The 26,558-nt window shown below is 61.9% G+C and carries 25 protein-coding genes; 12 read left to right on the plus strand and 13 right to left on the minus strand.

Features of this window, described 5'->3' with window-relative positions:
* Positions 1-408 precede the first annotated feature (408 nt).
* On the plus strand, positions 409-2,028 hold the full coding sequence (gene pckA / locus ACJ8OK_RS20850; RefSeq protein WP_082997701.1) for a phosphoenolpyruvate carboxykinase (ATP): 1,620 nt from the start codon (positions 409-411) through the stop codon (positions 2,026-2,028).
* Positions 2,029-2,092: 64 nt separating this feature from the next.
* Here the strand turns inward: pckA and ACJ8OK_RS20855 are convergent, their stop codons facing one another.
* From ACJ8OK_RS20855 to ACJ8OK_RS20865, 3 genes are all read right to left on the minus strand, one after another.
* Complete coding sequence (locus tag ACJ8OK_RS20855) at positions 2,093-3,127, minus strand: alcohol dehydrogenase catalytic domain-containing protein (RefSeq protein ID WP_172575152.1); 1,035 nt, start codon at positions 3,125-3,127, stop codon at positions 2,093-2,095.
* Between the two features lie 155 nt (positions 3,128-3,282).
* Positions 3,283-4,194, minus strand: coding sequence for a LysR family transcriptional regulator (locus ACJ8OK_RS20860; RefSeq protein WP_004941330.1), 912 nt, complete (start codon positions 4,192-4,194; stop codon positions 3,283-3,285).
* 60 nt (positions 4,195-4,254) lie between these two features.
* On the minus strand, positions 4,255-4,920 hold the full coding sequence (locus ACJ8OK_RS20865; RefSeq protein ID WP_015377653.1) for a TetR/AcrR family transcriptional regulator: 666 nt from the start codon (positions 4,918-4,920) through the stop codon (positions 4,255-4,257).
* 93 nt (positions 4,921-5,013) lie between these two features.
* Between ACJ8OK_RS20865 and ACJ8OK_RS20870 the strand changes: the two genes are divergently transcribed.
* From ACJ8OK_RS20870 to ACJ8OK_RS20880, 3 genes are all read left to right on the plus strand, one after another.
* A complete protein-coding gene (locus tag ACJ8OK_RS20870) occupies positions 5,014-5,712 on the plus strand; it encodes a DAPG hydrolase family protein (RefSeq protein ID WP_004941325.1) in 699 nt (232 codons plus the stop codon).
* A gap of 83 nt (positions 5,713-5,795) precedes the next feature.
* Complete coding sequence (locus ACJ8OK_RS20875) at positions 5,796-6,182, plus strand: GFA family protein (RefSeq protein ID WP_082997698.1); 387 nt, start codon at positions 5,796-5,798, stop codon at positions 6,180-6,182.
* Positions 6,183-6,272: 90 nt separating this feature from the next.
* A complete protein-coding gene (locus tag ACJ8OK_RS20880) occupies positions 6,273-7,577 on the plus strand; it encodes an MFS transporter (protein ID WP_033633248.1) in 1,305 nt (434 codons plus the stop codon).
* Positions 7,578-7,605: 28 nt separating this feature from the next.
* On the opposite strand, the gene ACJ8OK_RS20885 is transcribed toward ACJ8OK_RS20880, so the two are convergent.
* Positions 7,606-8,817 carry an MFS transporter gene (locus ACJ8OK_RS20885; protein ID WP_082997697.1) on the minus strand — a complete coding sequence of 404 codons (1,212 nt, stop codon included), beginning with the start codon at positions 8,815-8,817 and terminating at the stop codon, positions 7,606-7,608.
* Positions 8,818-8,924: 107 nt separating this feature from the next.
* Between ACJ8OK_RS20885 and ACJ8OK_RS20890 the strand changes: the two genes are divergently transcribed.
* From ACJ8OK_RS20890 to ACJ8OK_RS20900, 3 genes are all read left to right on the plus strand, one after another.
* Positions 8,925-9,866 carry a LysR family transcriptional regulator gene (locus tag ACJ8OK_RS20890; protein WP_261440632.1) on the plus strand — a complete coding sequence of 314 codons (942 nt, stop codon included), beginning with the start codon at positions 8,925-8,927 and terminating at the stop codon, positions 9,864-9,866.
* A gap of 161 nt (positions 9,867-10,027) precedes the next feature.
* Positions 10,028-11,287, plus strand: coding sequence for an MFS transporter (locus ACJ8OK_RS20895; protein ID WP_166729898.1), 1,260 nt, complete (start codon positions 10,028-10,030; stop codon positions 11,285-11,287).
* Positions 11,284-12,726, plus strand: a complete 1,443-nt coding sequence (locus tag ACJ8OK_RS20900; protein ID WP_442530965.1) for a glycoside hydrolase family 32 protein — start codon at positions 11,284-11,286, stop codon at positions 12,724-12,726. Before ACJ8OK_RS20895 ends, ACJ8OK_RS20900 begins: the two co-directional genes overlap by 4 nt.
* A gap of 41 nt (positions 12,727-12,767) precedes the next feature.
* On the opposite strand, the gene ACJ8OK_RS20905 is transcribed toward ACJ8OK_RS20900, so the two are convergent.
* The 3 genes from ACJ8OK_RS20905 to ACJ8OK_RS20915 form a co-directional block, all read right to left on the minus strand.
* Positions 12,768-13,769, minus strand: a complete 1,002-nt coding sequence (locus ACJ8OK_RS20905) for a LacI family DNA-binding transcriptional regulator (RefSeq protein ID WP_033633253.1) — start codon at positions 13,767-13,769, stop codon at positions 12,768-12,770.
* A gap of 69 nt (positions 13,770-13,838) precedes the next feature.
* Positions 13,839-14,402 (minus strand): HutD/Ves family protein, encoded by a 564-nt coding sequence (locus ACJ8OK_RS20910; protein WP_235363230.1) that lies wholly within the window; start codon positions 14,400-14,402, stop codon positions 13,839-13,841.
* Positions 14,402-15,772 (minus strand): formimidoylglutamate deiminase, encoded by a 1,371-nt coding sequence (locus ACJ8OK_RS20915; RefSeq protein WP_033633255.1) that lies wholly within the window; start codon positions 15,770-15,772, stop codon positions 14,402-14,404. The genes ACJ8OK_RS20910 and ACJ8OK_RS20915 overlap by 1 nt, the downstream gene beginning before the upstream one ends.
* A 180-nt stretch (positions 15,773-15,952) precedes the next feature.
* Here ACJ8OK_RS20915 and hutC point away from each other — a divergent pair, with 180 nt between their 5' ends.
* From hutC to ACJ8OK_RS20935, 4 genes are all read left to right on the plus strand, one after another.
* A complete protein-coding gene (gene hutC / locus ACJ8OK_RS20920; RefSeq protein WP_033633256.1) occupies positions 15,953-16,708 on the plus strand; it encodes a histidine utilization repressor in 756 nt (251 codons plus the stop codon).
* Between the two features lie 157 nt (positions 16,709-16,865).
* Positions 16,866-18,089, plus strand: a complete 1,224-nt coding sequence (hutI, locus tag ACJ8OK_RS20925; RefSeq protein WP_442530968.1) for an imidazolonepropionase — start codon at positions 16,866-16,868, stop codon at positions 18,087-18,089.
* Positions 18,086-18,889, plus strand: coding sequence for an N-formylglutamate deformylase (gene hutG, locus ACJ8OK_RS20930; protein ID WP_213929387.1), 804 nt, complete (start codon positions 18,086-18,088; stop codon positions 18,887-18,889). The genes hutI and hutG overlap by 4 nt, the downstream gene beginning before the upstream one ends.
* Positions 18,890-19,126: 237 nt before the next feature.
* Complete coding sequence (locus tag ACJ8OK_RS20935) at positions 19,127-20,662, plus strand: serine hydrolase domain-containing protein (RefSeq protein ID WP_103085643.1); 1,536 nt, start codon at positions 19,127-19,129, stop codon at positions 20,660-20,662.
* Between the two features lie 3 nt (positions 20,663-20,665).
* On the opposite strand, the gene ACJ8OK_RS20940 is transcribed toward ACJ8OK_RS20935, so the two are convergent.
* Together ACJ8OK_RS20940 and ACJ8OK_RS20945 are read right to left on the minus strand one after the other, a co-directional pair.
* Positions 20,666-21,196, minus strand: a complete 531-nt coding sequence (locus ACJ8OK_RS20940) for a chorismate mutase (protein ID WP_442530970.1) — start codon at positions 21,194-21,196, stop codon at positions 20,666-20,668.
* A 114-nt stretch (positions 21,197-21,310) separates the two neighbouring features.
* Positions 21,311-21,814 (minus strand): anti-virulence regulator CigR family protein, encoded by a 504-nt coding sequence (locus tag ACJ8OK_RS20945; RefSeq protein WP_004941297.1) that lies wholly within the window; start codon positions 21,812-21,814, stop codon positions 21,311-21,313.
* Positions 21,815-22,256: 442 nt separating this feature from the next.
* On the opposite strand from ACJ8OK_RS20945, the gene ACJ8OK_RS20950 reads away from it, so the two are divergent.
* Entirely contained in the window at positions 22,257-22,436 is a 180-nt protein-coding gene (locus ACJ8OK_RS20950) for a hypothetical protein (RefSeq protein ID WP_031300509.1), read from the plus strand.
* Between the two features lie 54 nt (positions 22,437-22,490).
* Here the strand turns inward: ACJ8OK_RS20950 and ACJ8OK_RS20955 are convergent, their stop codons facing one another.
* From ACJ8OK_RS20955 to ACJ8OK_RS20970, 4 genes are all read right to left on the minus strand, one after another.
* Complete coding sequence (locus ACJ8OK_RS20955; protein WP_004941293.1) at positions 22,491-23,372, minus strand: nucleoside-specific channel-forming protein Tsx; 882 nt, start codon at positions 23,370-23,372, stop codon at positions 22,491-22,493.
* 362 nt (positions 23,373-23,734) lie between these two features.
* Complete coding sequence (locus ACJ8OK_RS20960; protein ID WP_004941292.1) at positions 23,735-24,007, minus strand: hypothetical protein; 273 nt, start codon at positions 24,005-24,007, stop codon at positions 23,735-23,737.
* Between the two features lie 73 nt (positions 24,008-24,080).
* The gene (gene yddG / locus ACJ8OK_RS20965; RefSeq protein WP_135638108.1) at positions 24,081-24,974 is read right to left on the minus strand and encodes an aromatic amino acid DMT transporter YddG; all 894 of its coding nucleotides are present in this window, start codon (positions 24,972-24,974) and stop codon (positions 24,081-24,083) included.
* A gap of 91 nt (positions 24,975-25,065) precedes the next feature.
* Positions 25,066-26,436 (minus strand): APC family permease, encoded by a 1,371-nt coding sequence (locus ACJ8OK_RS20970; protein WP_442530972.1) that lies wholly within the window; start codon positions 26,434-26,436, stop codon positions 25,066-25,068.
* Positions 26,437-26,558 lie beyond the last annotated feature (122 nt).

Consider the following 26,558-nt stretch of genomic DNA (forward strand, 5'->3'; position numbering starts at 1 on the left):
AGTACGGTTAGATTCACCTGGCGCAAAAACTCTGCCATAGCCAAGCAAAAACAAATGATTACGAAAAATCCTATTGTGGATTTCGCTTTTTCTAATAAGAAATAAAACAGTAGACAGCCCTGACAATATGATAAAAAATAAAAATGCAAAACTAAATTACGCCGGCGAAATTCAATATTGTGACCCTCCGCCAAGGTTGGTTTTAATTAATTATCGTCAGCATTTTGTAATTAAAGTAAGCAGGCTTAAATTCGCTGCTATGCTATAGGAGGGCGAAAAAGCCCCCTGTTTTATTAATAAAGAACCGGAAACGCATTAGCTGAATCCGGTCAGCTTGATCCGAATCTCAATCCTGCGCGCGGCACCGCACGGGAAAGAGGCATAATATGACTCATAAGGAAGTAGAATATGTCTTCACGCGCTGTTACCCCACAAACCCTCGCTCGCTACGGCATCCATCAGGCCGCCGACATCGTCTATAACCCCAGTTATGAATTGCTGTTCGCCGAAGAGACCCGCGCCGACCTGCCGCCGCTGGAGCGCGGCACCCTCACCCAACTGGGCGCGGTCAACGTCGCGACCGGCGAATTTACCGGCCGTTCGCCGAAGGACAAATACATCGTGCGCGACGACACCACGCGCGATACCGTCTGGTGGTCGGACAACGGCACCGGCAAGAACGACAACCAGCCGCTCTCGCCGGAAGTCTGGCAGCATCTGAAGACGCTGGTGGGCAATCAGCTCTCCGGCAAGCGTCTGTTCGTGGTGGACGCGTTCTGCGGCGCCAACGCCGACACGCGTCTGAAAGTGCGCTTCATCACCGAGGTGGCCTGGCAGGCGCACTTCGTGAAAAACATGTTTATCCGCCCGAGCGACGAAGAGCTGGCTGACTTCGAGCCGGACTTCGTGGTGATGAACGGCGCCAAATGCACCAACCCGGACTGGCAGCAGCAAGGGCTGCACTCAGAAAACTTCGTCGCTTTCAACCTGACCGAGCGCATGCAGCTGATCGGCGGCACCTGGTACGGCGGCGAAATGAAGAAAGGCCTGTTCTCGATCATGAACTATCTGCTGCCGCTGCAGGGCATCGCGTCGATGCACTGCTCGGCCAACGTCGGCGAGCAAGGCGACGTGGCGGTATTCTTCGGCCTGTCCGGCACCGGCAAAACCACCCTCTCCACCGATCCTAAGCGTCAGCTGATCGGCGATGACGAGCACGGCTGGGACGACGACGGCGTGTTCAACTTCGAAGGCGGCTGCTACGCCAAAACCATCAAGCTGTCGCCGCAGGCGGAGCCGGAAATCTATCAGGCGATCCGCCGCGATGCGCTGCTCGAAAACGTCACAGTGCTGGCCGACGGCAGCATCGACTTCGACGACGCCAGCAAAACCGAGAACACCCGCGTCTCTTACCCGATTTATCACATCGAGAACATCGTCAAGCCGGTGTCCAAAGCCGGCCACGCGCGCAAAATCATCTTCCTGACCGCCGACGCCTTCGGCGTGCTGCCGCCGGTATCGCGCCTGACGCCGGAGCAGACCCAATACCACTTCCTGTCCGGCTTCACCGCCAAGCTGGCCGGCACCGAACGCGGCATCACCGCACCGACGCCGACCTTCTCCGCCTGCTTCGGCGCCGCGTTCCTGACGCTGCACCCGACGCAGTACGCCGAAGTGCTGGTGAAACGCATGGAGGCCGCCGGCGCCCAGGCTTACCTGGTGAACACCGGCTGGAACGGCAGCGGCAAACGCATCTCGATCAAAGATACGCGCGGCATCATCGACGCCATCTTGAATGGCGACATTGAGCAGGCCGAGACCTTCACGCTGCCCATCTTCGGGCTGAACGTGCCGACCGCACTGCCGGGCGTCGATCCGTCGATCCTCGATCCGCGCAAAACCTACGCCGACGAATCGCTGTGGCAGGAGAAGGCGCAGGATCTGGCGCAGCGCTTTATCGACAACTTCGCCAAATATACCGTCACCCCGGCGGGCGAAAAGTTGGTGAAGGCCGGGCCTAAGCTGTAAAGCAACCAGGGCGCCGCAGCGCCCTTCATACCTGTCTGCAAGGGCCGAACCCTCGGCCCTTTTCTCACGCCGCCGACGGCACGAAAACGCCGCGAAAACGCATGTTGCCAGAGGCAAGCCGCTCATAAGCCTCCGTGGCTTGATCCAGCGTGAAAGTCTCGACCATCGGCTTCACTTTGCCTTTCGCCGCCAGGTTCAGCACCTCACTCAGGTAGCGCTGCCCGCCGTGGGTCGATCCGATCACCCGCTGACGCATCATATGGAACGGCACACCTTCGGAAGAGATCGCGAACGGTTTACTGAAGTCCAGCCCGCACAGCACCACGCGGCCATCGACCCGCAAGCCGCTCATCGCCTCCTGCGCGGCGTCGAAGTCATTGGTGGTCACCAGCAGAATGTCCGCGCCGCCGTTCTCCCGCAGCGCCTGGCCGGAGGCGACGATGCGATCGGCGCCCAGTTGCTTCGCCAGCGCGTGCTTGTCCGGCGAATGGGTGATGGCAACGGTATCGAAACCGCAGGCTTTCGACAGTTGCAACGCGACGTGCCCCAGCCCGCCAATGCCTAACACCGCCACCGTCTCATGCGGCAGCGGCGCCGCGTCGCGCAGGCCGCTCCAGGTGGTATACCCCGCACACATCATCGGCGCGGCGTCGATGTAAGACAGCCCGTCCGGCAGCAACACCGTGCCTTCAGCGGCGATGGCGATATACTCGGCGTGGCCGCCCTGGGCGGCAAAACCGGTGGTGCGCGGCGCCGGGCAGTTCATCGCCGTTTGCCCGGTTAGCGGCCGATTCTCGCGGCAGTACGGGCAGCGGCCGCAGGCCGATTGCACCCAGGTGGTGCCGACGCGATCGCCAATCTGCCGCGTATGCACGCCGGCCCCCACCTCAACCACTTCCCCCACCACTTCATGGCCGGGCGTTTGCGGATAAATATCGCCGCCATATCCTTGCGTCGCCCATACGTCGGTATAACACATGCCCGAGGCGTGCACTTTGACCAGGACCTGCCCCGGTTCCGCCCGGGGCATCGGTACCTGTCTGATTTCCCAGGGCCGATTGGCGCCGGTCATAACCACCGCTTTCATCTTCTTTTCCATCATCAACTCCTCGCAGCAGGGTGGCGCCCGGCGGTTGCCCGGCGTCTCCTCATGAGCGTAAGGCAGGCTCCACGCCGCAACAATGCAGGTGAACCTCACTGTGGAGATGAAGGCGGCTCACTAATTGGCGTAGCCAAAAGCAGAACGCGAACGCATCAGGACTGCGCCGCGCGCAGATACTCGATCAACGCCTTCAGCGCGCCCGACACGTGGCGATGGCCGGAGTAGTAGAGGCACAGCCCCGGATAAGCCGGACACCACGCGTCCAGCGCGCGCTCCAGACGCCCGTCGTGCAGCGCTTCCAGCGCCAAATGCTCAGGAACGAAAGCGATGCCGATACCGTCGATGGCGGCGTCCACCATCAGAGGCTGATCGGTCAGCGTCAGCGAGCCGGTCACGCCGATCGACTCGCTCACGCCATCACGTTCGAATTCCCAGCGGTAAATCGTGCCGCTGTCGAAGCGAAAGCGGATGCAGTTATGACGCAGCAAATCCTGCGGCGTCGCCGGGCGCCCATGGACGGCGAAATAGCCGGGCGCGGCGATGGCGGCGAAACGTACGGGCGGGCTGACGCGCATCGCGATCATGTCCTGCGGTACGGCTTCCGCCAGCCGAATGCCGGCATCAAACCCCTCGGCGACGATATCGCTCAGCTTGCCGTCGCAGACGATGTCCAGATGGATATGGGGGTACTCGCGCAGGAAATCGGCCAGCAACGGACGCAATACCAGCCTGACTGCCCCTTCGCTGGCGTTGATGCGCACGGTGCCGCTCGGCGTGGCGCGCCATTCATCCACTTCATGCAGCGCCTGCGAAATAGACGACAGCGCCGGGCGCAGCTGCGCCGCCAAACGCTCACCCGCTTCGGTCGGCGCCACGCTGCGCGTGGTGCGGTTGAACAACCTCACCCCAAGCCGCTGTTCCAGGTTTTTTATCGAGTGGCTGACCGCCGACGGCGTCACCTCCAGCTCCACCGCCGCCGCGTGAAAGCTGCGATGGGTGGCGACGGCCAGAAAAACGGTCAAGGCGAACAGATCGCCCTGTTTGAACGGGTAAGCAGCATTCATGGGGGCATCGCAAAATAGTGACATAAATTGAACAATTAACATGACACAGATGAATGCGGCTCACAATGCGGCGCAATCCGCGTTTTCGCCGCGCAGCAATCCCGGCATCACCAGCGCCACCGCCGCCGCGATGCGTTCGTCGATCGCGCTGCCCGGCGGCAGCAGCCCCAACGTCATCTGGCGCAGCGGTTCGGCGATGGTCATCGCCAGCAGCAGATCGCTGGTTTGCGCCCAGTCGCGCGCAAGCAACCAGCCGTATTGCTGCTGGCGCCGCAGCCAATCCGCCACCGTCGCTCGCCCGCGCTGAATGCCGTTGCGCTGGTAGCTGTCCAGCAGCGCCTCACGCCCCGGGAAATCGCTCTGCAGCAGCCGAAACATGCCCACCGCTTCGGCGCTCAGCACCTGCTGCGCCACCGCCTTCAGTCCCGTTTCCAACAGCGGCGCAACCGCCTCCCGCCGCCCAGCATCCTGTGCGAAGGCCGGCTGAAACGCCTCGGTCCAGCCGCTCACCGCCTGCGCCACCAGCTCATCGCGATTGGCGGCAAAGCGATACAGGGTTTTTTTAGCTACCCCGGCGCGTTTCGCCACTGCATCCACCGTTGCCGCGGCGTATCCGCCGTCGAGCAGCAGCGCCAGCGTCGCCTGCGTCAGCGCGGCGCGCAGCGCCGTTTCCGGCGTGGCAGGCCGGCCGCGAGCGCGCAGCGGTTCTTCATTCGGGTTCGCCATAATTGTTCCTCACAAGCGTTGACAGACTCAGCATAACGACATAGCTTTATTTTGGAAACACATTTAGTTTCCAAAATAAAACAGGACCCCATTATGACACACCCTTCCCTGCTGGCGCCCTGGGGCGTCAACGATATCAACGAGTTGCTCAGGCCCGAGCCGCTGCGGCTGGAAATGGGGCTGAGCCGCAGCGCCGACGGCCTGCTCACCGTAGCGGTTCGAACCGATCTGCACGGTTGTAAAGGGCGCATGCTGGACTGGTGGTTCACCTTCTTCGAGAACACCCAGCACATCAACTGGTGGCACCCGCACGATCACGTCGAACATCGCGGCTGGGATCGCCACTGGAAAAAAGGGGAAAGCTACGTCGGCGCCAGCATCGAAGCGGTCGAATGGCTGGCGGAGCTGCCGCCGGTTGCGGCGCGCCTCAAGTTTCACGCCGCCGAGGACTTCTTCGCGCCGCAGCCGCTGCGCCAGGCGCGCGACGCGCAGGCAATCTCCGCCGCCGTTTGCGCGCGCATCGGCTTCGGCGATCAGGTGGCGTTGGATGACAACGGCGATCCCTGTGACGGCGAGATGCTGCATCTGGTACGTGATACGCCCTATGGGTGCGTGCTGCGCAGCCGCTTCCTGCTGGGTAAAGCCTGCGCCAACGCCCACGACGAACTGGCGGACGACATCGGGTTTAACCTGATGCGCCACTGCTACAACGAGTTCAGCTATCTGGCGCAGTTCCTGCCGTCGCTGTACTACGCCGAAAATGGCCGTGAGCCGGCGCCGTTGCTCTGGTAATCGCCCTGTGGAGGCCTGTTATTTTTTCGCGATATGGCTATAGTGATTTTCATCGTTTCCCCCGCGCTGATGACGGAGAAATCATGCAAAATCCACGCTATAGCGGCGGCTGCCTGTGCGGGCATATTCGCTTTCAGGCACACGGCCTGCCAGGCAACCCGCACAGCTGTTCCTGCGATTTTTGCCGCCGCCACTCCGGCGCGCCAACGCTGTGTTGGGTCGAATTCCCGCGTCAGGCCGTCGAGTGGAACGGCCCTGGCGGCATGCCCGCGCTGTACCGCTCCTCCCTCTACTCCAGCCGCGCCTTTTGCCCGCGCTGCGGCAGCACGCTGGGAGCGGTAGACGACGAACCGACGGTGGCGCTGGCCACCGGCAGCTTCGACCACGCCGATCTGCCGGAGCTGAGCCCGGTATCGCACGCTTTCGCCGATGTGTGCCCCGGATGGTGGCGCATCGACGGCATGCGCTGAGCGCCTCACAGTTCCCGCTGAAATCAATTGATTGTTTTGTCGTATAAATTTAGAACTGACGAACAATAATTCAAATGTATGGGAACGGGGATGAATCAACAGACTCTCGACGCGCGCCGCTCGCGTCAGGCGTTGCTGGCCGGCTCGGTCGGCAACTTTATCGAATGGTATGAGTTCGGGGTATACGGTTTTCTGGCCACCGTCATCGCCGCCAATTTTTTCACCCTGCAGGGTGAAAATGAAATCACCAGCCTGATCCTCACCTACGCCGCCTTTGCGCTGGCGTTTTTCTGCCGACCGATCGGCGCGGTGATCTTCGGCCGCATCGGCGATCGCATCGGCCGCCGGCCGACGCTGATTGCGGTTCTGCTGCTGATGACGCTGGCCACCGCGCTGATCGGCGTCATGCCGACCTACGCCTCGATCGGCGTCGCCGCTCCGCTGCTGCTGACGCTGCTGCGCATGTTTCAGGGGTTGTTCGCCGGCGGCGAATTCGGCGGCGCGGTATCGCTGATGACCGAGTTTGCTCCCAAGGGCAAGCGCGGGCTGTTCGGCGCCTGGCAATCGCTGACCGTCGCGCTCGGCCTGTTGGCCGGGGCTGGACTGGTGGCGCTGCTGGCCGCGCTGCTCAGCGCACAGCAGTTGCATGACTGGGGCTGGCGTATTCCCTTCCTGCTGGCGCTGCCGATGGGCGCCGTGGCGCTGTGGCTGCGGCTCAAGCTCGAGGAAACGCCCACGTTCACCCAGGCGCAGCAACGTGCGGAACACGCCGCCCCACCGCCGGAAGCGAAGCTGGGCGGCGTGGTGAAAACCATTCTGATCGGCATCGGCCGCATGATGGGTTGGTCGGCCGCCGGTTATACCTTCCTGGTGGTGATGCCTTCCTATTTGCAAACCTCGCTGCACGCCACCTTCCAACAGGCGCTGGTGGCGACGGTGCTGGCCAACGTCGGTTTCGCCCTGACCATTCTGCCGGCGGGCATCATCAGCGACAGGCTGGGACGAAAAACGGTGATGCTGACGGCGGTGACGGCGGTGATCCTGTTCACCTTTCCGCTGCTGCACCTGTTGCAGGATGCGCAAAGTTCACTGTGGGTCAAAGGGCTGGCGGTGATGATCGCCGGCGCCGTGGTCGGCCTGCTGGCCGGTCCCGGCCCGGCGATGCTGGCGGAGATGTTCCCGACCCGGGTGCGCTATACCGGTTTGGGGCTGGCTTACTCACTTTCCAATGCGGTGTTTTCCGGCTCTGCCGGATTGATTATCACCGGCCTCATCAAACAGACCGGCAATATCGATATTCCCGCCTACTACGTGGTCGCCACATCGGTGGTCAGCCTGTTTGCGCTGATGACGCTGCGCCGTGACGATCACCTGCGTTCGCTGAGCGAACGTTAATCTCGCTACAGGGGGCGACGCCGCCCCCTCAGCGCGCCGCGGCGCGGCGTTCGGCGCTGAAGCCGCGCTTTGCACTGCCCCAGGCAATGCTCCACCCCACCAGCAACAGGGAAAAAACCATCCAGGGGATGGCGTTAGCGCCGACGTTTGCCAGCAGAATTCCGCCCAACGCGCCGCTGACGGCAAAAGCCAGATTAAAGAAAGTGACCAGCAGCGACTGGGCGAGATCGGCATGCTCACCCGCTGCATCCGCCAGTGATGTCTGCAACAGCGTCGGCGCACCGCCGAAACTCAATCCCCATGCCGCCATGCCAACGTAAACCGCCCCGGCGGGCAAACCGTCCACGCCAAACGCCAGCGCCACCAACGCGAAGGCCGCCAGGCTGAACAGCACCAGCGCACGCAGCCAGCGATCCACCCATAAGCCGGTCAGCGCAATGCCCGCAACGGCGGCGATGCCGAACGCCAACAGCGCCAAATCCACCCTGGCCGCCAGGCCGCGCGCGGCAAGATAGGGCGCAAGATAGGTATACAGCGTGTAATGAGCCAGGATCCAACACGCCAATACGGCAAGGATAGGCCGCACGCCGGGAAGACAGAAAACCTCACGCAAACGCGCATTGCCTGGCGTTCGGCGACCGTAAAATTCGGGCAGCGTCAGCCGGATCCACACTAGCAGCAACGCGCTCAAGCTCGCCAGCACGGCAAAAATCCAGCGCCAATCCAACAGTTCGCCAAGCCAGGCGCTCATCGGTACGCCCAACGCCAACGCCAGCGGGATCCCCAGCATGGCGATCGCCATCGCCCGCCCTTGCAATGAGACGATGGCCAGACGGCGCGCGTAACCCGCGAGCAGACTCCACGTCACCCCGGTAGCGATGCCGACCAAAAAGCGCGCCCCCAGCGTCACGCCAAAACAGGGTGACAACGCCGTCACCGCGTTGCAGATCAAAAAGATGCCGATCGCCAACAGCAGCAGTCGGCGACGCGGCCACCCGCCCAGCGCCAACGTCAGCGGGATCGCCGCCGCCCCGGCGCCCAGCGCGCACAACGTCACCATTTGCCCCGCCCACGCCTCGCTGATGCTCATGCCTCGGGCTATCTGCGGCAGCATGCCGGCCGGCACAGTCTCATTAGCGGTCGCGATGAAGCTGCTCATCGTCAGCGCCAGCAATGCTTTCAGCGGCGGCAGCGCGCCATGCGCATTATCGCTATCGGTGGAAACAGAGTGAACATTCATTACCAACAACTCCCATGGTCAATTGCAGAGTCATCAGCGTCTCACCTTGCATACGGATTGATAATTAGCCTACCATTTGAATTATTTTCAAATCCAGATTGATAAAAATGGCAACGGACAGACTGGGCGACATGCGTTTATTTGCCGAAGCGGCGGCATCGGGCAGCCTTTCTGCCGCCGGCCGCAAACTCGGCCTTTCCCCCGCCGCCGCCAGCGCGCGGTTGTTCAAGCTGGAAGCGGCGCTGCACAGTAAACTCTTCGATCGCACCACTCGCCGCCTGCGTCTCACTGAAGAAGGGCGCATTTATCTGCAACACTGCACCCTCGCGTTGCAGGCGATTGCCGACGGCGAGGCGGCTCTGCAGGCCAGCCAAAGCGGCGTGTGCGGTAAACTTCGCCTCTCGGCCTCCGCCGATTTCGGGCGCAACCTTCTCAATCAGTGGATTGAAGAATTTTGCGCCGAACACCCCCGGCTGCAGATCGCGCTGACACTGTCGGACTCCCTATCCAACCTGCTGCAGGACGATCTGGATATCGCCATTCGTTTCGGCGCGCCGCGCGAAGAAACGCTCATCGCGCGGCGCCTGGCCGCCAGCCGACGCGTGCTGTGCGCCTCTCCGGCGTATCTGGCGCAATATGGCGAGCCGCGCACGCCGGCCGATCTCACCGGCCATCGTTTTATCGTACTGGTGACCGCAGCCGGCCCGCTGAATACGTTCCATTTCTCCCTGGACGGCCAGGCCTGGAGCCACACGGTGCCGCTGGAGAGCGCCTGGGAGACCAATGACGGCGCGCTGGCGCGCCAGTGGGCTTTAGCGGGGCACGGCATCGCGCGTAAAACCATCTGGGATGCGGCGGACGATATCCGCCGCGGGCGTCTGAAAGTCATTCTTCCCGACTTCACCCCGCATGAAGCCGGGATCTACGCCGTGTTTCGCCGCACGCCCTATCAGCCGCCGCGCGTGCGCCTGCTGTTGGATTTCTTGATCGCCCGCTTTGCGGCCGCCAGCCAATCGCCGCCGTTTCATGTCCCCCCGCAGGATGAGTAACCACGCTCGTTAATCCGCGTCTCTGCGTGAGAAACATCACAAATCAATTATGTTAACGTTAACTTTTGTGATTAACATCGCATGTGTGATATCGGACAGCTTCATCCCTTCGCGAGTTAACGTTAACAATAAAGCTGATTTCACTCACCGGGACCTTATCCATGAACCGCGAAACGAAAAAATATTACGTGCTGCTCAGCGGCCTGCTGTTCTTCTTTTTCTTCACCTGGTCTTCCAGCTTTTCACTGATCTCACTCTGGCTGAATCAGAAGATCGGCCTGAAAGGCGCCGAGACCGGCCTGATCTTCTCCGCTATCTCGCTGGTGGCGCTGTGCGCACAGCCGCTGTACGGGTTTATTCAGGACAAACTTGGGCTGCGCAAGCACCTGCTGCAGTTTCTCGGCGTGATGCTGCTGCTGACCGGCCCGTTCTTTATCTACGTTTACGCCCCGCTGCTGGCGAGCAGCCTGCCGCTGGGTGCGTTGATCGGCGGGCTGTTCATCGGTGCCACTTTCTTCGCCGGCATCGGCGCGCTGGAATCTTATACCGAGCGCGTCAGCCGCATCAGCGGTTTCGAATTCGGCCGCGCCCGCATGTGGGGCTCGCTCGGCTGGGCCAGCGCCACCTTTCTGGCCGGTTTTATCTTCAATATCGATCCGAACATCAATTTCTGGCTGGCCTCCGCCGCCGCCGTGGTGTTTCTGGTGCTGCTCAGCCAGGTGCGCGAGCTGAAGCCGAACGCCATGGCCGGCCTGGCGTTCGGCAAACCGGAGAACCTGCGGCTGCAGGACGCGCTGGCGCTGCTGCGCATGCCGGGCTTCTGGGCGTTGGTGGTGTTTGTGCTCGGCATCAGCGTATACAACGTTTTCGATCAGCAATTTTCGGTCTACTTCGCCTCACAGTTCGCGTCACGCGAACAGGGCAACGAGATGTACGGTTTTCTCAACTCGCTGCAGGTCTTCCTCGAAGCCGGCGGTATGTTTCTGGCTCCGCTGTTGGTGAACCGCATCGGCGCCAAGCAGGGGCTGTTGCTGGCGGGCAGCGTGATGGCGCTGCGCATGTTCGGCTCCGGCTTGGTCAGCGGCGCCTTGATGATCTCCGCCATGAAACTGCTGCACGCCGTAGAGTTGCCGATCCTGCTGATCGCTATCTTCAAATACATCGCCAGCCGCTTCGACAGCCGCCTCTCCTCCACGCTGTACCTGGTGGGCTTTCAGTTCATCACCCAGGTGATGGCCAGCTTCCTGTCGCCGCTGGCGGGCTACGGTTATGACCGCATCGGCTTTGCCGACACCTATCTGCTGATGGGCTGCGCGGTCGCCGCCACGACGCTTGTTTCCTGTTTCCTGCTGCGCGGCGAACGTTCCGCCACGGCAGCGCCCTTTCCATCCGCCATTAAATCAAGTGAGTCTGTCCAATGAACACTGCCTTAGCTCAAGCCGACCATGCGGTCGAGGCCCTGCGCGCAGAGCGCCGAGATGATTACTACCCGCAGTTCCATCTCGCGCCGCCCGCCGGCTGGATCAACGATCCCAACGGCCTGATCTGTATTGACGGCGTCTATCATGCGTTCTTCCAGCATCACCCCTATAACGAACACTGGGGGCCCATGCACTGGGGGCACGCGACCAGCCGCGATCTGATCCGCTGGCAGCACCAGCCCATCGCCCTGCCACCCGATGCGCCCTATGACCAAGACGGTTGCTTTTCCGGCTGCGCCGTGGATGACAACGGCGTGCTGACGCTGATTTACACCGGCCACGTGTGGCTGGGCGAGCCCGGCGACGACAGCCAGGTGCGGGAAGTGCAATGTCTGGCCACCAGCGAAGACGGCATACGCTTCGTCAAGCACGGGCCGGTGCTGGCCCCACCGGACGGCATTCAGCATTTCCGCGATCCGAAAGTCTGGCGCGAGAACGGCGAATGGTGGCTGGTGGTCGGCGCTAAAGAAAACGGCCTGGGCCAGGTACGCCTGTACCGTTCTGCAGACCTGCGCGCCTGGCGCTTCGATCGGGTGCTGGCCGGCGCGCAAACGGCGCATCAAGGGTATATGTGGGAATGCCCGGATTTCTTCCCGCTGGGGGAACAACACCTGCTGCTGTTTTCGCCGCAGGGCCTGGCGGCGCAGGGCTACCGCTACCGCAATCGCTTCCAGAGCGGCTATCTGCTCGGCCACTGGCGACCGGACGGCGACTTCAGGGTGACCCAACCCTTCTGCGAGCTGGATGCCGGCCACGATTTCTATGCGCCGCAGACCTTCACCGCCGCCGACGGCCGTCGGCTGCTGTTTGCCTGGATGGATATGTGGGAATCACCGATGCCCAGCAAAGCGCACCGTTGGGCCGGCGCCCTCACCCTGCCGCGCGAGCTGACGCTGGCCGCCGACGGCAGCGTCCGCATGAACCCGGCGCGTGAACTGGCGGCGCTGCGCCGAGCGTCGCACTCGTTTTTGGCGCAGACGCTGACCAATCAGCATTTGCCGCTGGCGAACGATGTGCAGGAACTCACTCTGACATTGAGACCGGCCGACAACGACGCCGAGCGTTACGGGCTGGCCATCGGGAGTGCGGCGCGGCTGTTCGTCGATAATCAGGCGCACCGACTGGTACTGGAACGTTTTCATGAAAACCCCGCCCTGAGTACCTGCCGCAGCGTGCCGCTGCCGGAGGGTGACATCCTGTCGCTGCGGATCTTTATCGACCGTTCATCGCTGGAGATTTTCGTTAATCAGGGATTGGCCTGCCTGACCAGCCGCATTTATCCGACGGAGGGGGATCGCCGCCTCAGCCTGTTTGCCGAGGGCGGACGGGCTGAGTTCGAGCCCATCACAGGATGGCGGCTGGCTAGCATCTGGGGGTAGTGGAAATGAGCACCGGGCGCGCAGCGACGCACCCGGTGCGGTTACAGCGAACCACGCTCCAACAGCGGGCAAGGCACTTTCACCGTATCACGCTGTTCCCGCTGCTCGATCACATGCAGCGCCGCAAGGCGGCCCAGCTCGTAGTGCGGCAATTGCACCGTCGTCAACGCCGGCAGGAACAGCTCGCCGATGCCAACCATGTTGTCGTAGCCCAGCACCGCCACCTGTTGCGGTATCCGCCATCCTTGCGCCAGCAATACCTGATACACCAGAAAGGCTATCCGATCGTTCCCGCATACCACGACATCGCAATCGCGCCGGCCGGCAGAGAAATGCCGCGCCAGCAGCGCGACGCAGCCGCGATAGCCTTGATCGCCGCCGCTCAGATCGAGATGATACTGCCGCAGCTGTTCAACATCGCGCCCAGCTTCGCGCCAGGCGCGCTCCAGACCGCGGCGGCGCAGCCCCGCCGCCAGCGTATCCGCCGGTAAATGTATGCACAGCGGCGTACGATAGCCTTTGGCGATCAGCGTGCGCATCGCGTCATACTGGCCTTGCTCGTCATCAGGAATGTAGCTGGCGATCGCATGCGCCGGGCTGACGCAGTTGGCCAGCACCAGCCTTTTGTCCAACAGTTTGGCCGGCACATCCACCTGACGCAGCCCCATGGTGGTGAAGATCACGCCGTCCGGGCGATGCGCCAGCAGCAGATCGACGGTCTGTTCGGCGTTGTCGTCGGCAAACAGATTGACGACGAAGCTGTTCCAGCCGTGCTCGCGCGCGGTTTTTTCAATCGACAGGATCATGTCCACCGAGAACGGCGTCGTGGCGGTGTCCAGCGCCAGCACGCCGAGCGTCTGTACGCGATTTCCGTCACCACGAATACGCCGCGCCGACAGATCCGGCACATAGTCCAACTGGTCGATAGCCTGTTTGACGCGCCGATAGGTTTCCGGCCGCAGCTTGCCGGGCTCATTGATGGCGCGGGACACCGTCATCAACGAGACTCCGGCAAGTTTTGCGACGTCTTTCAGCGAAGCCATGCGCCCTTCTTTATGATTAATGAGGAAAAGTGAATAATCCCATAACCAGGCGCAGGACTCTACTCCGCGTTAGCAGGCTGTGATGTCCGCCCACAGAATAGCGCCGTCGGCCGTCAGCGGCCTCACCTCGCCGCTCACCGCCTGCGCCGCCCACCAGACGCCCTCGCGCGCGCTCAGTTCGCCGCCCCCCGGCAGCGACCAGACCCCGCTCAGCACATACAGCACGCCTGCCCGGTTGGGTAGCAGGGTGACGGGCGCCGTGCTGCGCCGCACCTCGGCCGCCTGCCGGCCGCGGCGCGTCATGATGTTGAAATCCTGACTGGCGCCGCCCAGCAGCGTCGCTTCCAGCGCCACGTCGCCGGAAAACGCGAACGGCTCCCCGACGCGCGCCAACTGATGGTCGATATGCCCAGCGCTGAACAGCCGCACGCCGTCGCCTTCCAGCAGGGTGATCGAACGATCGATGCCCGCAAAGGCGGAAAACGGCCCGTCCTGCGCGATGGTGGCGATGCTGGCGCGCCAGTCAAAATCCTGCGCGCCCGGCGGCCAGCTGACGATTTCGCGGGTTTCCCCACCGCCGTTGCGCCACGGGCTGACCGGCAGCGCGGCGAAGTTAAAACGGGTCAGGCTCATTACGCCTCCTGCTGAAAGGTTTTCAGCACCTGCAGGAACTCGGCGCTGCTCTGCTGCTGCAGCGCGTGCCGTCCCTGCTCGATCACCTGCCGGCCGCCGACGAATACGTCGCGAATTTGCTCTTTGCCGCCGGCGAACAGCCAGCGGTTAAGGATCGAGGCGTCCGGCGCCGCCGCCAGATACGGATCGTCGCCGTCCAGCACCAGCCAGTCGGCGCGATAGCCGCTCTGCAGCCGACCGATCGGCGCGCCGCACGCCTGCGCGCCGCCCTGCAGCGCCTGCGAGTACAGCACATCGCCCACCGCCGACTGTTCCGGCGTCGTCAGGCGATTGCGACGCTGATCGCGCAGCCGCTGGCCGTATTCAAACCAGCGCAGCTCTTCCACCACGTCGAGCGAAACATGGCTGTCGGAACCGATGCCCCAACGCCCCTGCTGCTGCAGGTACGCGTCGCCGGGGAAAATACCGTCGCCGAGGTTGGCTTCGGTGGTCAAACACAGGCCGGCCACCGCACGGCTGCGCGCCAGCGCTTCCAGCTCGTCGCGATCCAGATGGGTGGCGTGCACCAGACACCAGCGCTGATCCACCGGCAGATGGTCATACAGCCAGGCCACCGGGCGCTGCCCGCTCCACGCCAGGCAATCGTTCACCTCTTTTTGCTGCTCGGCGATATGAATATGCACCGGCAAGGTGCGATCCGACGCGGCCAAAATCTGCTGCATCTGCCCCAGCTCCACCGCACGCAGCGAGTGGAAGCACAGCCCCTGATTCTGCAACGGGCGATCCGCCAGCTGGCGGGCAATCACCTGCTGCTGATGCAGATAGCTTTCGGTGTCCTGGATAAAACGTTTCTGCCCCGGCTGGGCCGGCTGCGCGCCGAAACCGGCGTAGCTGTACAGCACCGGCAGCATCGTCATGCCGATGCCGGCCTGATGCGCCGCCTCGCTGAGCCGGCCGGTCATCTCACCGCGATCGGCGTAGGGCTTGCCGTCGGCGTCGTGATGCAGGTAGTGGAATTCGGCCACCTGGGTGTATCCGCCCTTGAGCATTTCGATATACAGTTGACGGGCGACCACCTCCACCTGCTCCGGCGTCAGACGCTGCACCAGGCGGTACATCAGATCGCGCCAGGTCCAGAAGCTGTCCTGCGGGTTGCCCGCCACTTCCGCCAGCCCCGCCATCGCGCGCTGGAAAGCGTGGGAGTGCAGGTTCGGCATGCCCGGCACCGCGTCGCCGTGCAGCCGGGTGCAGCCTTGCGGTTCAGCGTCGGCGGTAACTTGAGTCAGATAACCTTGCGCATCGACGTCCAGCCGGACGTTATGCGCCCAGCCCTCAGGGAGCAAAGCGCGTGGGGCAAAATAAGCAGGCATGGCAGTATTCCACGGTTGATGTAACGGTGAATGAGGCGCGGCGATGGCGCGCATTCAGGAATTTTTGGCGGCCGCCGGCAAGTTTCTGGCGCGACGGCCACTAGTTGTATATACATATACATACGCCGACATCAACAGTAAACTGGTGTTATTATTTTTTTATTTGACGAGGTTAACGTCGTGGCTGAACAACAGACCGTGTTACAACTGGCGGCTGCAATGAGCGATGCCCCCGCCCCGATCTACCAACGGGTCAAACAGGCGATCGTGAATCAAATCCGTGCGGGGCATTGGCAACCGCACCAGCGCGTGCCCTCCGAAAGTGAACTGGTGGCGGAACTGGGCGTCAGCCGCATGACCATCAACCGCGCGCTGCGCGAGCTGACCAGCGAAGGTTTTTTGATCCGCATGCAGGGCGTCGGCACCTTCGTCGCCGAAGCCAAGGCGCATACCGCACTGCTGGAAGTGCACAACATCGCCGATGAGATCGCCGCGCGCGGTCATCGCCACGGCAGTAAAATCCTCGAGCTGAAGGCCCGCCCGGCCAGCGAGGAAGAAGCGACGGCGCTGGGCATTCAGCCCGGCCAACGGCTGTTCTACTCCCAGATCGTGCATTACGAAAACGACGTGCCGGTGCAGGTGGAAGACCGCTGCGTCAACCCGCTGGTGGCGCCGGATTACCTGAAGCAGGATTTCGACCGCGTCACCCCTTACACCTACCTGACGCAGGCCGCGCCGCTGACCGCCGGCGAACACATCGTCGAAGCGGTGATCCCCACCCGGCGCGAGCGCGAGCTGCTGCAGCTGGAGGACCACGAACCCGGCCTGCTGATCCATCGCCGCACCTGGTCCGGCAAAACCGTGGTCACCTCGGCGCGGTTGCTGTACCCCGGCAGCCGCTATCAGCTGTTCGGCCGCTTCACCAGCGAAGTCTGAACCCCGGCGGGCGCGCCCTGCGCCCGCATCTCCGCTGTCGATCACATCCTGATAACAAAATCTCGCCCGCCTCTTGTGACATCCCGGTGAATGCGTTAGGTTGTTTTTAATTGTATATACAACCATGTGGGAGCTGCGGCTCCGGCGGAGGAAAGCAATGACGTCTGAGATCCACTGTGACAGCCTGTGGCACGGCGCCGATATCGTCACCATGCGCGACGGTAAATATCACACCCTGACCGACGGCGCGATCGCCGTACGCGACGGCAAGATTGTCTGGATTGGCGAACATGCGGCGCTGCCGCCCGATCTTATCGCGGACGAAACGGTGAAATTCGACGGCGGCATCATCACCCCCGGCTTTGTTGACTGCCACACGCACCTGGTGTTCGGCGGCAACCGCAGCGGCGAGTTCGAACAGCGGCTGAACGGCGTAAGCTACGCCGACATCGCCGCACAGGGCGGCGGCATCATCTCCACCGTGAAAGCCACCCGCGAGGCCGACGAAGCGTTGCTGCTGGAGCAGGCGCTGTTCCGCCTGCGGCCGCTGCTGGCGGAAGGCGTCACCTGCGTGGAGATCAAATCCGGCTATGGCCTCAGCCCGGAGAGCGAACTGAAAATGCTGCGGGTGGCGCGCAAGTTGGGCGAGCTGCTGCCGGTCGAGGTGAAAACCACCTGTCTGGCGGCCCATGCGCTGCCGCCGGAATACGCCAACCGCGCCGACGACTACATCGATCTGGTCTGCGACACCATCATCCCGCAGGCGGCGGCCGCCGGTCTGGCGGATGCGGTCGACGCCTTCTGCGAGCATCTGGCGTTCTCACCGGCGCAGGTGGAGCGCGTCTTCGCCGCCGCCGAAGCCGCCGGTCTGCCGGTCAAACTGCACGCCGAACAGCTCTCCGCCCTCGGCGGCAGCACGCTGGCGGCGCGCCATCACGCGCTCTCCGCCGACCATCTCGAATACGCTACCGAGCAAGACGCCCGCGCCATGGGCTACGCCGGCACCGTGGCGGTGCTGCTGCCGGGCGCTTACTACCTGCTGCGTGAAACCCAATGCCCGCCGGTAGCGCTGTTCCGCAAACACCACGTGGCGATGGCGATCGCCAGCGACGCCAACCCCGGCACGTCGCCGGCGCTGTCGCTGCGCCTGATGATCAACATGGCCTGCACGCTGTTCCGCCTGACGCCGGAAGAGGCGCTCGCGGGCGTCACCACCCACGCCGCCAAAGCGCTGGGGCTGCAGCACAGCCACGGCACGCTGGAAACCGGAAAGGTGGCGGACTTCGTTCACTGGCCGCTGTCGCGGCCGGCGGAACTGGCTTATTGGTTGGGCGGCCAGCTGCCCTGTACGGTGATTTTCCGAGGAGAAGTACGTCAATGACCATTCGCGATCCTTTTAGCTTCCAGACCGGCAGCCTGCCGCTGCTGATCAGCATCCCACACGCCGGCACACAACTGACGCCGGCGGTCGAGGCCGGGCTGACCGACGATGCCCGTCCGCTGCCCGATACCGACTGGCACATTCCGCAGCTGTACGACTTCGCCCGGGCGATGGGCGCCAGCGTACTGGTCGGCAACTATTCGCGCTTCGTCATCGATTTGAACCGCCCGGCGGACGACAAGCCGCTGTACACCACCGCCACCACCGGCCTGTATCCCGACGTGCTGTTCGACGGCCGCCCAAGCTTCCTGCCGGGCAAAACGCCGACGGACAAAGAACGCGCCGTCTACCTGCAGCAAATTTGGCAACCTTATCATCAGCAGCTGCAGAACGAACTGGCGCGCCTCAAAGCGCGCCACGGCTATGCGCTGCTGTTCGACGCGCACTCGATCGCCTCGGTGATCCCACGGCTGTTCGACGGCCAGCTGCCGGATCTCAATCTCGGCACCAACGGCGGTGAAAGCTGCGCCCAGGCGCTGAGCGATCGGCTGGTCGCCTGCTGCGAGCAGCAACAGCAGTACACCCACGTGCTGAATGGCCGCTTCAAGGGCGGTTATATCACCCGCGCCTATGGTCAACCGCAGCAGCAACAGCATGCGATCCAGCTCGAACTGGCGCAGGTCAACTACATGTCCGAACAGTATCCTTTCGCGTTCGAGCCCCAGCGCGCCGCCCCGCTGCAGCGCCTGCTCAAGCAGATGATTGAAAGCCTGTTGGACGGTGCCGCCAGACTGAATTGATCACCCTTTACAGGCGCCGCCGGGCGCCTGTTTTTCTCCTGCCTCTAACCGCAACGCCAGCAGCAATCTGCGCGCTATATCAAAGTTTCGCGTGATTCCCCGCTAGCTGGTCTAAACAGCGCACAAAACGGCGGCCGACGAAAAACGCACTGCGCCACAATCAGCCCAAAAGCCCGCGCTCAGCGCCGGGCGGCGTGTGGCCGAGCTGGCCCGTTTCGAATATTCTCTGGAGGCCCTATGTCTGTAACACCGTTAAACTGGCGCGCTGCCGGCGCCTTGGCCGAACAACTGCTGGCCGGCTGGCAACGGCATGGCGAACCCGGCGGCGCCATCACCCTGTTTGACGCCCAACAACGTCGCGCCACCGCCTGCGCCGGCCTGGCCGATCTGGCGCAGAACACCCCCTTCACCGCCGACAGCGTGGTGCGTTATGCCTCAGTGACCAAGCATATCTTCGCCGCGCTGGCGCTGAACGCCACCGAGCGCGCCATTCGGCTGGAGCAACGCCTGGGTGAACTGCTCCCCGCCCTGCAGCCCGCGTTGGCGGACGTTACCGTCGGCCAGGCGCTGGACATGACCGGCGGCCTGCCCGACGTGCGCGAGACGCTCGGCCTGCTGGGCATCTCGCTGCACGCCGTCAGCGAGGCGCAGCCGGTGATGCAGTTTGTCGAGGGGCTGGAGAAATTGAACTACGAAGCCGGCAGCGAGATCGCCTACAGCAATACCGGCTATCGGCTGCTGGAGGCCGCGCTGCGCAGCAAAGGGTATGATTTCGACCAACTGGTGCAACAGCACATCGCCCGGCCGCTGCAGGTGCAGATGCGGGCGCCGGAAAGCTGGTTCGACGTGGTGCCGGGGTTGGTGCCGGGTTACTGGCGTGCGCCGCAGGGCTGGCAACACGCCAGCGCCGGCCTGCACCTTTCCGCCTCCGGCAGCCTGACCGGCAGCCTCAACGCCCTCACCCGCTGGCTGCAGACGCTGTTGGCGGACGAAGGCCCCGGCCAGGGCGTGCTGGCGCAACTCGGCGCACCGCGCCGCCTTAATCAGGGCCAGCTCAGCGCCTATGGCCTGGGTCTGGCGCAAACCCCGCTGGGCCGCCGCCGCTTGCTCGGCCACGGCGGTTCCCACGCCGGTTACAAAACCTATTTCCTGCTGGCGCCCGACCGTCAGGCCGGCGTCGCGCTGGTGGCCAACCGAGAAGACTGCGACAGTTTCGGTATGGCCCTGCAGGTGATGGCCGCGCTGCTGGGCGAACCGCTGCCGCAGCGCAGCGCCGCGATCCCCGACGGCCTCTACGCCACCCTGGCGGAGCCGCACTGGCTGGAGGTCAAAGATGGCAACCTGGCCTATCTGGGCAGCGATGAACCACTGTATCAGGGCGAGGATGGGTACGCGGTGTCGCTGTCCGCCCATATGCCGATCAAATTGAAATGGACTGGCGAAGCGATCGAGGGCGAAGTCGGGCATGTGGCGCGCCGTTTCCTGCCGGTCACGGCCAACGGCGACTGCCTGAAGCATGTGCAGGGGCTGTGGTATCACCCGCACTATCGCACCGCCTTTGAAATTCGCGGCAATCGGGTGCATATCGGCGTCGGCCCGGCGGCGCAGACCGGCACGCTCAGCCCGCTCGGCCAGGGCCGCATGCTGGTGGAGTGCCAGGACGGCCCGTGGTTAAAACGCTTTTGCCTCTATTTCCGCGGTTACAACGTGGATCTCATCGCCAACCGCAGCCGGATGCTGACCTTCCGCCGCAGCACCGTCGGCCGCGACTGACGCTCAGCGTGCGCTGCCGGTTTTGACCGCCAGCAGCGCATCCGCCAGCCGCTGTTTGTCGGCGTCGCTGAGATTCACCTGATCCACCGACGCCATAAACGCCGCCCGATCCGCCTCGCCGAGCGGGCCGGCACGCAGCCGCTCCGCCAACCGTTGCAATATCTGGCTGCTCAGTTGCGCGATCTGCGGGCGCACCTGCGCCAACGGGCGCGGCTGCCAGCCGGATCCCGGGTTCGCCAGCCAGTCGGCGCGATAGCGGTACTGAATCGCCTTGGCGGCGTCCATCTGCGCGGCGATAAAAGGCCGCACCGACGCCGGCTCCAACCCCAAACGCCCCGCCTCCGCCTGCGCGCTGGCCAACACCTTCGCCTCCTGCGCCAGATCTTCGATCGGCAAATGCTGCTGCGCCTTGTAACCGGCCACGTCTTTCATCAACGACAGCCGTTGGTTCACCAGCTCGCCGATAGCGGCGCCGCCGCCCGCCAACGCGGGAAAACTGGTCAGGCAACACGCTATCAATAACGCCCTGAACATGGCGCCTCCCTTATGATGCAGTGAAAACGTAAGGCCCAAAGTTCACCACGTCCGCCCCGCGCTGGCAAATAAAAAGGCCCCGCCGCAGCGAGGCCCGATAACGCTCGACAAACGTTAGTCGAAAACGCCATTGATCACGGAGGCCACAATCGCGGTGCTGAGTGCGACCAGCACCAGATCGTCGCCGGCGATACGCCACTCATAACCCGGGTACTGCGGCAACTCACGCAGCATCGAGTAAGGCACCACTTTTTTGGCGATGCCCGGCGGCAGCGGTTTACCGCGCGCCAGATTTTTGGCGATGCCCGGTGGCAGCGAGCTGTAGCCGGTCAAGCCATAGTTGTGCGCCAGCGAACGGGCGCGGTCGCGCGAGAGGCTGACTGATACCAGATTATCGTCGTTCCTATAGCCGCCTTTATCTTTATTGCCTTTGTTGCCGTGATTGCCGTTGTTACCGTTGTTGCCATGGTTACCGTTATTGCCGTGATTGCCGCTGTTGCCATGGCCGTTGCCGTTGCCGTTACCATTGCCGCCTTTGTCGGCCAAGGCCGGGGCGGATGACAACCCCAGCGATGCAATCAGCGCCAACACCGTGAGAGTCGTACGACGTTTGTTCATGTTGTGTATTCCTGCGTGGGTGACTCTGTTGACTATAGCTGGCCTTTTCCAGACAAACTATAAGGAAAACTCCGAGATGACAGTGCGGTTTTACGGCATTCGCGCCACTCTCTTGTTTTAACGCAAAACGCCTCGAAAATGCCGATGCTTGTCTCAGATTTTTCTTGAAGAAAAATAAGCCTTACGCTAGCGTGGGAAGGTAACAAAAAAGAGTTAGCGTGCTCTTTTTCGTCGCACCTCAAATCTTATTCTTATCATCCATAATGATAATAGCGAACATTTCCCGCCTCTCCGTGCGGGATTCTTTTTCCCGCCGCTGTCGCCCCAATCTGGTGCTTTATGTTGAGATTTCGTTGCCGATAATTTACATTCGCTGTCTGAGAAACCTCAACCTCCCGCGGTGGCCAGGCTGGCAACGGGTGGGCGTTCAGGAGCAAAAGACGTGCAAATGACCCTCATGGAATACATCACTCGGCACTTTAACGGCGATCTTCATCAGTACGCGCAGTCGGAAGGCGTCAGCCGTGAACAAATCATTAGTTGGATAAATAATGAATGTCACGTGATCAAAGGCAGACTGTTTATGCCGGTGAAGCATCTCCCGGTTGAACAAGCCCAGTGATGACGAAAAAAAACCCCGCCAGGCGGGGTTTTCTGTTTCTGATAGCACGGAAAATCAGAAGTTATAGCCGACCACGAGGTAATAACCCCAACCGGTAGACTTGATCGGGCCCTGCGGGGTGCCGATATCCGCGCCATCCTGCCACTGGCCGCCGTTATGGAAATAACGCGCCACGAAAGAATAGTGCCAGTGATCGTAGTTCAGCGCCAAAATGTGGCTGGAGGCGATAGAGTTGCTGGTGCGCACCTGTTTGCCGGTGCCGTCAACCCAATGGCTGTCCTTGCCCAGATCGGAGCCGAAGTCGAAGTTGGTGAAGCCGATGTAGCTCAGGTTGCCGCCCCACACCTGGGTCAGCGGCACGAAGTATTTCACCTTGAAGCGGTAACCGTCCCAGCTGTTCTCGTTGGCGGCCTGGTAGTTTTCCCACTGGTATTTGGCATAGATGTTCATCGACAGGCTCATCGGCAGACCGGTGTCGATATCGGTGCCCAGACCCATGTACCAGGTGTTTTGACGGCCGTCGGCGTTGTGGCCCAGATCATAGATGTAGTTGTTGGCGAAGTACCACTCTTTGAACGGACCGAAGCTCAGATCGGTGCCGGTCAGTTTGTCGATGGAGAAACGTGGTTCAATCTCCATAAACAGTGGGGAGCCTTTGTCCCAGATGCCGCGATCCGGGGTATTGCCTACGCCGAAGAATTTCGGCACGTCAACGTAACCGTAGAAATCGAACCAGTCTTTCTTGGCGAAGGCTTCGTATTCGAGATACACGTCGTTATTCAGCTGCGGCCCGAAACGGGTGTGGTAGCTGCCCACCACGTTGACGCTCTGGTGCCACCAGTCGGAGACATATTGACTGTCTTTGCTATCAGCCATTGATGATGCACTGTAAGACGCTGCGAGCAGTACACCTGCTGCGAGAGCTATTTTTTTCATTTTATTACCACATGCTTAAAGGGCCATTTCCTGCCCGTTTAGAAAAGATGACAATGAGTCTGCCGACACCTGGCGTTGTCTTCACACAGAAACTCGGATGACGCGCGCATTATAGAAACCACTGACTGTAAGAATCTGTGATCCAGTTACGCATTTCGCGAATAGGTAATCGATTGCGTTCACATTTGTCAAATTATGTTTCATGCAAATTCACATTCGCTGTGATTTTTGTCATGCACCGCGTTTTTTAGCGCAGTTTTTGAGCCAAATGACATCAGGGCGTGATCACGCCCTGGAAAAGAAAAAGCCGACGCGCCAGCGTCGGCCTTCATCAGAATCAGGAGAAAGTGCGGAACGTGAAATCAGTTCACCGCCGGCACCGCTTTGGCGATGTTTTCCTGGCGGAACGCCACCTCTTCGCCGTTTTTCACCTCCCAACTGGCGACAGGAATATCGGTCTTGGGCGCCGCCGCGACGACCGAGCCGTAAATCAGCTTGTCGTCGCGACGCAAAATATAAACGTCGAGCTGATATTCATGTCGCAAATTCGCCGTGGTCAGGCGAACGGTATCGCCGCGCTCATAGTGATGCACGTCGATTTCAGGCTGTTGAATAAATTGAATGTCGCTTCTCATCGTCGTCGTTCCTTCAGGCAACATGGCTAGTTAAATTCTAGTTCAACATTGCGACGACAGCGGATAATTTCCGTTAATTTCCGCGAGTTGCCCGCCAACAGATCAGCGAACCGAGAGTGACCATCGCCACGCCCTGCCAGAAATTGACGGTCAGCGAGGTGTGCAACACCAACGCGGCGAACACCGCCGACAGCACCGGGGTAAAATAGGAGACGGTGGCCAACAGCGTCATGTTGCCGTGCAAGATGCCGACGTTCCAGGCGGCATACCCCGCCCCCATCGCCACCCCGGCGCACAGCAGCGTTACGGTCACGCCGAGGCTGAACTGCATGCCGCTTTCCGCGCTGAAGGCATACTTCAGCCACAGCGCCAGCGCGGTCAGCACGATGAACAGCACCACGCCGTTGCTGCCCTGGGCGATCTTCTTGGTCAGGTTGCAATACAGCGCCCAGATCACCGCGCCGCTGAAGGCCAGCGCGTAGCTGAGCGGGTTGCTGCGCACGTTGGCCAGCATCTGCGCCGGCGACCAGCCGCCCTCGCCGCTCATGATCCAACCGATGCCGAACAGCGACAGCAGCAGCCCCGGCAGCAGCCACCATTTCGCTCTTTGGCCGTTAAGCACCAACGCCATCAGCACGGTGAAACAGGGCCACAGGTAGTTGATCATGCCCACTTCTATCGCCTGCAGGCGGGTATTGGCGTAGCCGAGCGACAGCGACAGGCAGATCTCGTAACTGACGAACAGCAGGCTGCCGACGATGAGATAAGGCCGCGGAAAGCTGCGCCATTTCGGCATGCCGAGCGCCACCAGCAAAAACACCGCGCTGACGCTGTAGATCATCGCCGCGCCGCCGATCGGCCCCAGCCCTTCGCTGACGCTGCGGATCAGGCCGACGACGCTGCTCCACAGCACGATGGCCAACAAACCGAGCAACGTGGCGCGGGTACGCAAGGGCAAAGCGGGCATAAGGCAGGTCCAATAGGTTATTTTTTATCAGTTTTTTCACTCTACTGCCGCACGCGCCAAAAAGAAAGGCGGGAAACTCCCGCCTGTGAATTTATTGCTGCGGTTGCCGCTCCAACTGCGGCGGCGGCTGACGAAAACGTCGGGTCAGCCAGGCCAAATAGCCGAAACCCAGCGTCGCCCAGATAAGCCCCATGGTCAGCGAGCTCTTCTCCAGGTTCAGCCACAGCACCCCCACCGTCAACGCCCCCACCAGCGGCAGGAACAGGAAGTTGAAGCGATCCTTCCAGCTTTTGTTGCGCCCTTCGCGAATAAAGAAGTGGCTGACCACCGACAGGTTAACGAAGGTAAAGGCTACCAGCGCGCCAAAGTTGATCAGCGCCGTAGCGGTCACCAGATCGAACGACAGCGCCGAAAACGCCACCAGCCCGACCATCAGTACGTTCAGCGCCGGCGTACGCCATTTGGGGTGGATATAGCCGAAGAATTTCTCCGGGAACACGTTGTCACGCCCCATCACATACAGCAGGCGCGACACGCTGGCGTGCGACGCCAGGCCGGAAGCCAACGTGTTGATAAAGGTCACGCACAGAAAGATCGACTGGAACAGCTTGCCGCCGACGTACAGCGCGATCTCCGGCAGCGCGGCGTCGGGTTGGTGAAAGCGTTGAATGGTCGGGAAAAACAGCTGGATAAAGAACGAAACGCTAATAAAGATCACCCCGCCGTACAGCGCAGTCAGGAAGATGGCGCGCGGGATAACCTTGGCGGCGTCGGGCGTCTCCTCGCACAGCGTGGTGACCGCGTCAAAACCGAGGAACGAGAAGCACAGGATAGTCGCGCCGGTAATGATCGGCAGCAGGTGGGCATTCTCGCTGAGGAACGGCCGCAGGCTCCACACCGTGCCCATCCCCTCGCCGTTGTGCAGGCCGCGCACCACCAGGTAGATAAATACCAGAATGATCGCCACCTGCGCCAGCACGAACAGGGTATTGAAGTTGGCCACCAGATTGACGCTTTTCAGGTTGATGGCGGTGATCAGGATAACGAAGCCCACCACCCACACCCAGGGCGGCACTTCCGGGAACAGCGCGGTCAGGTAAATCTTCGCCAGCAGCGTATTGATCATCGGCAGGAACAGATAATCCAGCAGCGACGACCACCCCACCAGAAAACCGACGTGCGGGTTGATCGCCTTCTGCGCATAGGTGTAGGCGGAACCGGCGGTGGGAAACTGGCGCACCAGTTTGCCGTAGCTGATGGCGGTGAACAGCACGCCGGCCAGCGCCAGCAAATAGGAGGTCGGCACATGGCCGTCGGTGAGGCCGGAGACAATGCCGAAGGTGTCGAACACTGTCATCGGGGTCAGATAGGCCAGGCCCATCATCACCACCTGCCACAGCTTGAGGGATTTGCGCAGCTGTGGTTTGCCCGCCGGGCCGCTGTCGATGGCTTTAATCGTCATGGCAGTTCCCCTTTTGGTCCTCTGCTGTCAACCGTGCAATGTCATTCAGAGAGGCCGCGGGGAAACTGCTGTTCAGGCGGCGGGAAAAACGATTTGGGGTCACTGTCGGGCGGCCGGCGACC

It is taken from the genome of Serratia sp. CY71090 (assembly GCF_052166845.1).
Classification (GTDB): Bacteria; Pseudomonadota; Gammaproteobacteria; order Enterobacterales; family Enterobacteriaceae; genus Serratia; species Serratia nematodiphila.

Excerpts from the sequence above, each read along its gene's own strand:
- pckA (WP_082997701.1), top strand. The coding sequence starts at position 409 with ATGTCTTCACGCGCTGTTACCCCACAAACCCTCGCTCGCTACGGCATC.
- ACJ8OK_RS20855 (WP_172575152.1), bottom strand. The coding sequence starts at position 3,127 with ATGGAAAAGAAGATGAAAGCGGTGGTTATGACCGGCGCCAATCGGCCC.
- ACJ8OK_RS20860 (WP_004941330.1), bottom strand. The coding sequence starts at position 4,194 with ATGAATGCTGCTTACCCGTTCAAACAGGGCGATCTGTTCGCCTTGACC.
- ACJ8OK_RS20865 (WP_015377653.1), bottom strand. The coding sequence starts at position 4,920 with ATGGCGAACCCGAATGAAGAACCGCTGCGCGCTCGCGGCCGGCCTGCC.
- ACJ8OK_RS20870 (WP_004941325.1), top strand. The coding sequence starts at position 5,014 with ATGACACACCCTTCCCTGCTGGCGCCCTGGGGCGTCAACGATATCAAC.
- ACJ8OK_RS20875 (WP_082997698.1), top strand. The coding sequence starts at position 5,796 with ATGCAAAATCCACGCTATAGCGGCGGCTGCCTGTGCGGGCATATTCGC.
- ACJ8OK_RS20880 (WP_033633248.1), top strand. The coding sequence starts at position 6,273 with ATGAATCAACAGACTCTCGACGCGCGCCGCTCGCGTCAGGCGTTGCTG.
- ACJ8OK_RS20885 (WP_082997697.1), bottom strand. The coding sequence starts at position 8,817 with ATGAATGTTCACTCTGTTTCCACCGATAGCGATAATGCGCATGGCGCG.
- ACJ8OK_RS20890 (WP_261440632.1), top strand. The coding sequence starts at position 8,925 with ATGGCAACGGACAGACTGGGCGACATGCGTTTATTTGCCGAAGCGGCG.
- ACJ8OK_RS20895 (WP_166729898.1), top strand. The coding sequence starts at position 10,028 with ATGAACCGCGAAACGAAAAAATATTACGTGCTGCTCAGCGGCCTGCTG.
- ACJ8OK_RS20900 (WP_442530965.1), top strand. The coding sequence starts at position 11,284 with ATGAACACTGCCTTAGCTCAAGCCGACCATGCGGTCGAGGCCCTGCGC.
- ACJ8OK_RS20905 (WP_033633253.1), bottom strand. The coding sequence starts at position 13,769 with ATGGCTTCGCTGAAAGACGTCGCAAAACTTGCCGGAGTCTCGTTGATG.
- ACJ8OK_RS20910 (WP_235363230.1), bottom strand. The coding sequence starts at position 14,402 with ATGAGCCTGACCCGTTTTAACTTCGCCGCGCTGCCGGTCAGCCCGTGG.
- ACJ8OK_RS20915 (WP_033633255.1), bottom strand. The coding sequence starts at position 15,772 with ATGCCTGCTTATTTTGCCCCACGCGCTTTGCTCCCTGAGGGCTGGGCG.
- hutI (WP_442530968.1), top strand. The coding sequence starts at position 16,866 with ATGACGTCTGAGATCCACTGTGACAGCCTGTGGCACGGCGCCGATATC.
- hutG (WP_213929387.1), top strand. The coding sequence starts at position 18,086 with ATGACCATTCGCGATCCTTTTAGCTTCCAGACCGGCAGCCTGCCGCTG.
- ACJ8OK_RS20935 (WP_103085643.1), top strand. The coding sequence starts at position 19,127 with ATGTCTGTAACACCGTTAAACTGGCGCGCTGCCGGCGCCTTGGCCGAA.
- ACJ8OK_RS20940 (WP_442530970.1), bottom strand. The coding sequence starts at position 21,196 with ATGTTCAGGGCGTTATTGATAGCGTGTTGCCTGACCAGTTTTCCCGCG.
- ACJ8OK_RS20945 (WP_004941297.1), bottom strand. The coding sequence starts at position 21,814 with ATGAACAAACGTCGTACGACTCTCACGGTGTTGGCGCTGATTGCATCG.
- ACJ8OK_RS20955 (WP_004941293.1), bottom strand. The coding sequence starts at position 23,372 with ATGAAAAAAATAGCTCTCGCAGCAGGTGTACTGCTCGCAGCGTCTTAC.
- ACJ8OK_RS20960 (WP_004941292.1), bottom strand. The coding sequence starts at position 24,007 with ATGAGAAGCGACATTCAATTTATTCAACAGCCTGAAATCGACGTGCAT.
- yddG (WP_135638108.1), bottom strand. The coding sequence starts at position 24,974 with ATGCCCGCTTTGCCCTTGCGTACCCGCGCCACGTTGCTCGGTTTGTTG.
- ACJ8OK_RS20970 (WP_442530972.1), bottom strand. The coding sequence starts at position 26,436 with ATGACGATTAAAGCCATCGACAGCGGCCCGGCGGGCAAACCACAGCTG.